Source organism: Mesorhizobium sp. LNHC229A00 (genome assembly GCF_000502415.1).
In the GTDB taxonomy this organism is placed as follows: domain Bacteria; phylum Pseudomonadota; class Alphaproteobacteria; order Rhizobiales; family Rhizobiaceae; genus Mesorhizobium.
The window spans coordinates 1-1,052 of the sequence record NZ_AYWQ01000099.1 but is presented as its reverse complement, the minus strand read 5'-3'; the positions used below and the strand labels follow the sequence as shown (position 1 = coordinate 1,052).

The following is a 1,052-nucleotide window of genomic DNA, read 5'->3' as shown; positions in this document are numbered from 1 at the left end:
CAAAGATGGCTGACAATCTACGCCGTCAACGAACGCAACCTGGCTGGATCGCAACCGGACCGATATGACGGTAAACCGTGACAGCACCCGTTGCCCCTCCTGCCTAGCGGGCGAGACAGTAGATCATGGTCATGACAGCGTGATTGTCATTGCGGCCTAAACAACAGTGGGCGGACATGTTCCTTGTGCATGGAAATATCTAGGGTGCAAGAAAGCGACTTTGCAAACCAAGCCCATTCCCAAGCAAGGTGCTGCCGCGCTGGAAAGCACATTGCAGCCCACGAGTATAGGCACGTACCGGCAAACGAGAACGGCAGGCGCGCTGTCATTCGGCCGAGTTCCCGCATGATGCGGTCGCACGAATCTACAAGCCTTGCCGCTCAGTCATGACCTCGGGCCCAGCGCGGCCGAAAGGCTGGCGGCTGGTCTTTGAGCGGCGTACCGCGCCGGTCATTGAACCGCTGATGGGCTACACCGGACGCGGTGACACGCTGACGTTTCGCGTCGCATCGGACAATAGGAGGCATGGATATCGTAGCGAGCATCCGCATTAGGAGCGAACGATATCGTCGGCAAAAGAGCGTCCGAAAAGCGCTGTCGGCGGCTTCGTCGTGGGAACTCAGTCCGTCCAATACCCGCTTGGAAGACTGACCAATTGGCAAGATGCGTGCACCGTAAAACTGGCGTATTTTACTTATGCCGCAGACACTGAAAGCCATTCGGCCATATCACATTTCTCGTTGCACATAGTGCACACGAAAGCGATGGGCCTAGTGTTCCGAGACAGTGGGCAACGCCCCCATAGTATCTGAACCCAAATTGTCGACTGAGCCGTTTAGCAAGCGGTGCAGGCAGCACGACTAGGCAACACCATCCGATGTCTGGACGAGATCTGTTGATTGGAACGACGCCCTCCATCTCTGATCGGCCTGCTCCACCCTGCAGCGCTCAATATTGCCCCGACGACTGCTCATTAGCTTGCCGACGGCATTTGCACTGCAACCAGTCGGCGCAAGCGAGGGGAATCCGCGCGAACTTTGCTCTCGATCAAT

Annotated in this window: 1 pseudogene; it reads left to right on the top strand. The window is 56.8% G+C overall.

The window, feature by feature from the left end:
• Nucleotides 1–332 precede the first annotated feature (332 nt).
• Nucleotides 333–497: pseudogene (locus tag X742_RS1000000173615) on the top strand (NADH dehydrogenase ubiquinone Fe-S protein 4); the annotation flags it as partial.
• Nucleotides 498–1,052: the final 555 nt, after the last annotated feature.